Genomic DNA, 6399 nt, shown 5'->3' on the forward strand with positions numbered 1-6399 from the left:
TACCGTTAATGCTGTTCAACCGCATCATCAAAGGAAAGCTCCATCACTTTGCCCAGATCATAAACTTGAATTTTTGCGGTCCGCTCGTTCATATTCAGCGATACTACACGACCATTGCCGAGTGAAGTAATGACACTGCTGCCTACACGAGGCACGTCTTCCTTGGCACTTTCGTAATTATCGTGCTCATACTTTAAGCAGCACATTAACCGGCCACAAAGCCCGGATATTTTCGTCGGATTTAATGATAAATTTTGATCTTTTGCCATTTTAATGGAAACCGGCTCAAAGTCACCTAGAAACGAAGAACAGCATAGTATCCGTCCACATGGACCGATACCTCCAAGCATCTTGGCTTCATCACGAACACCAATCTGCCTTAATTCAATACGCGTTCGGAACACTCCGGCTAAATCCTTTACCAGCTCTCGGAAATCCACTCTTCCTTCAGCCGTAAAGTAAAAGATAATTTTATTGCGGTCAAATGTATATTCAACATCAACCAATTTCATTCTTAGCTGATGATCCTTAATTTTTTCCTGACAGAGGGAAAAGGCATTTTTAGCTGCTGATTTGTTATCCTCTACCAGCTGTGCATCCGTAAAATCTGCAATCCTGATTACTTTTTTAAGAGGTAAAACAACATCGGACTCTTTAACTGTCCGTTTGCCTATGACTACTTTGCCATACTCTATACCACGAGCCGTTTCGACAATAACAGCACTATCTTTATCGACTGGAAGATCTATAGGATCGAAATAATATATTTTCCCTGCTTTTTTAAAGCGTACACCCACTACCGAATACATATTACACCCCCTTCAACTGCATCAACATCTTTTCTAGCACCAGCTGCGGGTTAGCATGGAAACGAAGCCTTTTTTGCAGCTCGATCGCCAGCTCCATGCAGCGGACCCAGTGCTTCATATCATAATTCAAGGCCTGTCCGTTCATCCAATCGGTTTGGTCTGCGTAAACCAATTCATCATGATAGCCAAGACATAACTGTACCATATCTTTAAGCCATAAAATGAGCATATCCATAAATAAAGGAAGCTGGTCGGAAAGCTCCGATTTCGCTAGCTTCTGTTGGGCTGTTAACATTGATGTTGGTAGCCGGGTCAGGCTCTCCCTTGCTAATTGTATCACTAGGCTTCTGATTTCTGCAAACCTATTTCCTAAAACCAGCTCACGTGCAGCCTCCGTCCCAGCCGCTAAACGCACTGCAGGATGTACTAGAACGGCTGGATGCCCCTCAGCCAGAAGCGTCGCTACCATCAATTCGCGGCTTAACGGGACAAAAGGGACCCATTGCGACCGCGAGCGGATCGTCGGCAGCAAAGCATTACCGTTTTCCGTTATTAATATAGCTACTACACGCGAGGTTGGTTCTTCCAAAAATTTCAATAAGCTATTTGCTGCTTGCACGGTCATCGTCTCGGCATTTTCCAATACATACATCTTCAGCCCCGAAACGCCAGCACGGTAAGAAAACTGCTTTTGCAGCTCGCGGATCTGGTCGATTTTGATTGAGGCACCATCAGGTTTAAGCCAATGTAGGTCAGGATGGTTACCATGCTCCACCTTACGGCAGTCCAGACATTCCCCACAAGCATCATCCACCCGTACTTTGCAATACAAAGCTTGGGCGAAGGCAAGCGCCATTTGTCTACGTCCCGTGCCATGCTGGCCTGTAAAAATGTAAGCATGCGACACTTTATCGGTCCGCAGGCTATTCTGTAAGATCCGTTTAACTCGTTCCTGTCCAGGTATGGATTGAAAAGACATCGCGGTCTATAAAATCCTTTCCTACTAAATAATAGAATATACAAAATGATACAATTTAAAAGACTAGGTTAATCAGCATGCCGCGGATTTCACCAATTTTATTCAATATGTCAATACGCCCTTGCTCGTTCTCTAGCATTTCATCGGCAAGCGATAATAATTCCTGATCGACTTCTTCCAATAGCTTATAGCGCTTTCCACGTCCGCGCCGATCCCAACCCCGGGTATCACGCAATTGCACACCTCGGCGTACCGTCTCTTCCAAAAACTTCATAACCAACAGCTTATATTGGCGAAGCTCGCGAACCGTCATGGATTTGCTTAAACGGTCCCCTTGCGTCTGAATTTCTTGCAAAATTCGTTGCAGCTGCTCTTGGTTCGCGCCTTCATTCTGCTGGTGCATCATATCGGAAAAAGATTTCTGCTGGAGCTGTTGCGCCGCTGTATTCTCCGTACGTTGAATTTCTTTGCTAAAAGGCCGCCAGCCCGGATTAATTTTCATGCGGCGTCACCCCTTCTTCATTTGGGAGCAACCGAACCTTAGCTGCATTCGATTGTTCTTTTAATAATGCTCAAAACGTTCAACGGGCATCACGAATACAGCAGCGCCACCGACTTGCACTTCTACCGGGAAAGGGATATAGGAGTCTGTAGTCCCACCCATTGGGGAGACCGGGGTTACCATCTGCTCACGAATTTTGCAATTAGCTTTAATCACCTGCATAACTTCACTAATCCGCTCATCCTCAATACCAATCATAAAGGTAGTATTGCCTGCACGAAGAAATCCTCCCGTACTGGCCAATTTCGTTGCGCGAAAGCCTTCTTTGATTAACGCATTGGAAAGACGATTGCTATCCTTATCTTGAACAATGGCCACAACTAATTTCATTGGCTAAACCTCCCATAAAATATTTGACGGTCGGAACAGTGCTAGGCCCATTAAACTTGCTTAGAGCATGTATATGCGATACAATCAATAGTTTCTGCCACACTATAAATATTTGACACGGAGGTCTTCAATTCCTGCATAGCTAACGAAAGCATGCGATCTAAAACCAGTTAAATCGAGGCTTTACCTACTATTTCTCTAGAAAAGCATGAATGGCCGCTTGAACCCGCTCAAATACAATCTCGATTTCCGAATTAGCCTCGATTGTGACCATTCTTTCCGAAAAACGTTCTGCGAGCAGCTGATACCCTTCACGCACCTTTTGGTGGAAACTTAGCTCCTCTAAATCAAGTCTATTAATTTCTCTTCCTTCATGGCTGTGGATCCGTTTAAGCCCCACCTCTGGATCTACATCCAGATAGATTGTTAAATCAGGAAACAACTCGTCAATCGCAAAGCGATTAATACTAAGCACCTCTTCAAACCCTAACCCCCGTGCATGGCCCTGGTAAGCTAGGCTGCTATCAATAAACCGATCGCAAATGACTACTTTTCCTGCATGCAGTGCCGGAATAATCTTTTCAACCAAATGCTGCCTTCTTGCCGCAGCGTACAAAAGAGCCTCGGTGCGCCCGTCCATCAACGTATTATGCGTATCAAGGATAACCGCCCTGATTTGTTCGGCAATCGCTATGCCTCCGGGTTCACGAGAAGTAATCACCTCGTACCCTAATCCAGATAAATAGCGCTCAAGCATCGAGACTATCGATGTTTTCCCTGAACCTTCACAGCCTTCTGTAGTGAGAAAAAATCCTTTAGGCATCTTGTATACTCCAATACTTATTGATCACAACTTATATTATTGATTAAGTTGTATCTTCTATTATATAACGTTTGCCTTATGATTACCTCAAAATTTTCAAGAAATTAGTTTAAAACTTATAGATGGGGGGCGCTAAACACAGAAATCATTGCCGGCTCACCCTCAACCAACCCATGAATGCGTGCCCCCATAGCGACTAACTGCATTAAATAGCGTGTAACTTCTGCGGAAATCCGTTCACCCGGACATAACGCTGGGATGCCCGGTGGGTAAGGTACAACCATTTCAGCGGATACCAAGCCTGCCGATTCCTCTAAAGCGACCAAGATCGCGCCTTGTTGGTAAGTTACCGATTCATCGAAGGATACAGGCTTAGACAACCCAGGCATCACTGTAGAGGAAAAGCCTCTCAAAGTATCTCCTCCACTTCCGGCAGGCTTATCCTTAATATTGCGACTAATCAATTCCAGTGCTTGAAGCAGCCTATGCACGTCCCCATCGGTTGAAGCTAAGCTAAATACCAGCAGGACAGCCTGTGGATCCGCCATTTCCACAAAACAGCCCTGGTCCTCCAAGGCGTCCTTTAATTCAAAGCCGCTTAAGCGATTGCGGGAAACTTTGAGGGTTACTTTAAAAGGGTCACTGAAAATACACACTATATCCCCGCTCATTCTAGGCTCTAGCAACATAAAATCCTTTAGCTGCTGCATTCCATGCTTGAATTTCTCGACAACGGCCAGCCCTTTGCTTAACAGCTCGCTGCCTTCCATATGCATTTGACGGCGGCTAAGGTCGAGGCTCGCCATAAGTGGATACGAGGGGCTGGAGCTTTGCAGCATGGTCAAATAGCGCTTGAGCTCCTTCCGGCCGACTAGGTCGCCTTGGACGTGCAGCATTGCTCCCATGGTCATCGCTGTCAGCAGCTTATGCGTTGACTGTACGACGCAATCAGCCCCATACGATAAGGCAGATTGCGGCAACGCTGGATGGAAGCCCAGGTGGGCTCCGTGCGCTTCATCCACCAGTAGCGGTTTCCCATGACTGTGCAATAGCTCCACGATTGCTTGTAGAGATCCAGCTACGCCATAGTAGCTAGGCCTCGTCAAAAGCAGCCCTTTGGCTGATGGATATTCGTTCAGCGCTTCCTCCACAGCCTCCAAACGCAAACCAAGCGTCATCCCCGTTGCCGGGTCTACCTCAGGATTTATAAAAACGGCCTGTGCTCCTGCGAGTATAAGGCCATGAATGACTGATTTGTGCGCGTCCCGCTGAACGAGCAATAGCTCACCTCTGCGGCATACACTTAATATCATTGCCAAATTTCCAACCGTACTTCCATTTACAAGAAAAAAGCTTTCCTCTGCTCCAAAGCAATCGGCTGCCAGTTGCTGCGCCTCCAAGATCGCTTCTTCAGGATGATGCAAATCATCCAAGCCGGATATTTCCGTCAAATCCAGACGCAGTATCGTTTCATAATAAGGTCGTGCAGCTTTGTCCAAGCCTTGTCCGGATTTATGGCCGGGTACATGCAAACTGGCATGTGGTTTCCCGGCATGTTCAACCAGCTGCTCAAATAGTGGAGCATGGTGCTTATTCCTTTTCATCGATAGTTTCTCCTGTCAGCATATGAAAGTAATCTTCTCCATTGTAACAAACAAAAAGGCTCCCACCAACGTTTTACCGCAGGCCAGGAGCTTTCTATGCAAGGATTAAGGATTATGCATGCTTTTTATAAAAGATTTGCTTCATTTGGTGGATAAAAAAAGGATATTTGGCATCCATGACGTCCGTTTGTACCATCTCATGTTCGCAGTCTTCGCAAATAAATTCGGATATAATCAGGATACCGTGTTCCTTTGTCTGTCCACAGATGATGCAGTCTTGGGCCTCTTTTGTTTCCATATTAGCTTCTCCCATAAGACTCACCTCTATTCTTCTTTTCTACCAGTATGTCCTTATTCTCTTAACTTAAACTTGGGATACTATATCTATATGAATATAGCTTATACATAGTTCCAAAGCTTAACATTTTGTGCATATTAACCGATATAAAATGAATACGAGACATCAATAGAAATCTATGAAATGGACGCGTGAGGTTATCATGAAACAAAAAGAGCTTTCCAAAGAAGCCAGTCTATACCAATACCGGCTGCTGAAAAGAATCCATTATAATTCCATCATCTTGCTAGTATACTGGGGCGTTCTAGCAATGGCGGTTATTTGGAACCTGTTTCAGTACCATCCCTACTCACTATTATTTGCTCTTGCATCCATACCCTTGCTCCACACTCTACTTACTTATTTATATGTCACACTAAAGGAGAAACGATCGCTTGCCCATTGGAGTTTCCAGTTCCGGCTTCCTTGGTTAGGATTAACCCCTACTAACCATATCGCACTCGACAGGTTTATGAAAGCACAAATGCAAGTATTATGGATTACCATAATGATAAGCGGATGCTTTTACCCATGGTTACCTTTAGATATCATCCTAAATCTATTAATTGTGCATGTATGGGTTTTCCTGCCACGCTTGTTTTTGTTTTTTTGCTTTCGCAAACATACGAAAACCGGCTACTTGAAGCTGAATGAAAAAGACGCTTCCTGCTACGCACAATAATTGGTGTTTCGGAGTCTCGAATACATAAGCTTTCCCATATTTTTCTTTTATATTACATTTTTAGACCCCGTCTGGCTGCATTAAGAAATAAGAAAAGAAAGAGCCTTCTGGATATTAATCCAAAAGGCTCTTTCTTATTCATGCAGTGCTTGGCAATGTCCTACTCTCCCAGAACCCTGCGGTTCAAGTACCATTGGCGCTAGAGGGCTTAACGGTCGTGTTCGAGATGGGAACGCGTGGTTCCCCTCTGCCATCATCACCAAACGGCTTGCA

The 6399-nt window shown here is 44.9% G+C and carries 8 protein-coding genes and 1 rRNA gene; 1 reads left to right on the plus strand and 8 read right to left on the minus strand.

Going from position 1 to position 6399, the window contains the following annotated elements:
• Nucleotides 1–5 precede the first annotated feature (5 nt).
• The 7 genes from G9U52_RS35830 to G9U52_RS35860 form a co-directional block, all read right to left on the minus strand.
• Nucleotides 6–809: a PSP1 domain-containing protein gene (locus G9U52_RS35830; RefSeq protein ID WP_166157292.1), complete on the minus strand. Its 804-nt coding sequence runs from the start codon at nt 807–809 to the stop codon at nt 6–8.
• A 1-nt stretch (nt 810) separates the two neighbouring features.
• Complete coding sequence (gene holB / locus G9U52_RS35835; RefSeq protein WP_166157294.1) at nt 811–1788, minus strand: DNA polymerase III subunit delta'; 978 nt, start codon at nt 1786–1788, stop codon at nt 811–813.
• 55 nt (nt 1789–1843) lie between these two features.
• Nucleotides 1844–2290: a YaaR family protein gene (locus tag G9U52_RS35840; protein WP_166157297.1), complete on the minus strand. Its 447-nt coding sequence runs from the start codon at nt 2288–2290 to the stop codon at nt 1844–1846.
• A 60-nt stretch (nt 2291–2350) separates the two neighbouring features.
• Nucleotides 2351–2680: a cyclic di-AMP receptor DarA gene (darA, locus tag G9U52_RS35845; protein WP_166157300.1), complete on the minus strand. Its 330-nt coding sequence runs from the start codon at nt 2678–2680 to the stop codon at nt 2351–2353.
• Between the two features lie 190 nt (nt 2681–2870).
• Nucleotides 2871–3503: a dTMP kinase gene (gene tmk, locus G9U52_RS35850; RefSeq protein WP_166157303.1), complete on the minus strand. Its 633-nt coding sequence runs from the start codon at nt 3501–3503 to the stop codon at nt 2871–2873.
• Nucleotides 3504–3619: 116 nt separating this feature from the next.
• The gene (locus G9U52_RS35855; protein ID WP_166157307.1) at nt 3620–5107 is read right to left on the minus strand and encodes an aminotransferase class I/II-fold pyridoxal phosphate-dependent enzyme; all 1488 of its coding nucleotides are present in this window, start codon (nt 5105–5107) and stop codon (nt 3620–3622) included.
• A gap of 112 nt (nt 5108–5219) precedes the next feature.
• Nucleotides 5220–5405, minus strand: a complete 186-nt coding sequence (locus G9U52_RS35860; RefSeq protein WP_166157310.1) for a sigma factor G inhibitor Gin — start codon at nt 5403–5405, stop codon at nt 5220–5222.
• A gap of 178 nt (nt 5406–5583) precedes the next feature.
• Between G9U52_RS35860 and G9U52_RS35865 the strand changes: the two genes are divergently transcribed.
• Entirely contained in the window at nt 5584–6126 is a 543-nt protein-coding gene (locus tag G9U52_RS35865; RefSeq protein WP_207953418.1) for a hypothetical protein, read from the plus strand.
• Between the two features lie 147 nt (nt 6127–6273).
• On the opposite strand, the gene rrf is transcribed toward G9U52_RS35865, so the two are convergent.
• A 5S ribosomal RNA gene (gene rrf / locus G9U52_RS35870) occupies nt 6274–6390 on the minus strand.
• Nucleotides 6391–6399 lie beyond the last annotated feature (9 nt).

This window comes from Paenibacillus agricola (assembly GCF_011440305.1).
Taxonomy (GTDB): Bacteria; Bacillota; Bacilli; order Paenibacillales; family NBRC-103111; genus Paenibacillus_S; species Paenibacillus_S agricola.

Bases quoted from the DNA above. Each gene is read 5' to 3' on its own strand.
- G9U52_RS35860 (WP_166157310.1), bottom strand. From the start codon at position 5,405: ATGGAAACAAAAGAGGCCCAAGACTGCATCATCTGTGGACAGACAAAG.
- G9U52_RS35855 (WP_166157307.1), bottom strand. From the start codon at position 5,107: ATGAAAAGGAATAAGCACCATGCTCCACTATTTGAGCAGCTGGTTGAA.
- G9U52_RS35830 (WP_166157292.1), bottom strand. From the start codon at position 809: ATGTATTCGGTAGTGGGTGTACGCTTTAAAAAAGCAGGGAAAATATAT.
- holB (WP_166157294.1), bottom strand. From the start codon at position 1,788: ATGTCTTTTCAATCCATACCTGGACAGGAACGAGTTAAACGGATCTTA.
- G9U52_RS35840 (WP_166157297.1), bottom strand. From the start codon at position 2,290: ATGAAAATTAATCCGGGCTGGCGGCCTTTTAGCAAAGAAATTCAACGT.
- G9U52_RS35865 (WP_207953418.1), top strand. From the start codon at position 5,584: ATGAAATGGACGCGTGAGGTTATCATGAAACAAAAAGAGCTTTCCAAA.
- tmk (WP_166157303.1), bottom strand. From the start codon at position 3,503: ATGCCTAAAGGATTTTTTCTCACTACAGAAGGCTGTGAAGGTTCAGGG.
- darA (WP_166157300.1), bottom strand. From the start codon at position 2,680: ATGAAATTAGTTGTGGCCATTGTTCAAGATAAGGATAGCAATCGTCTT.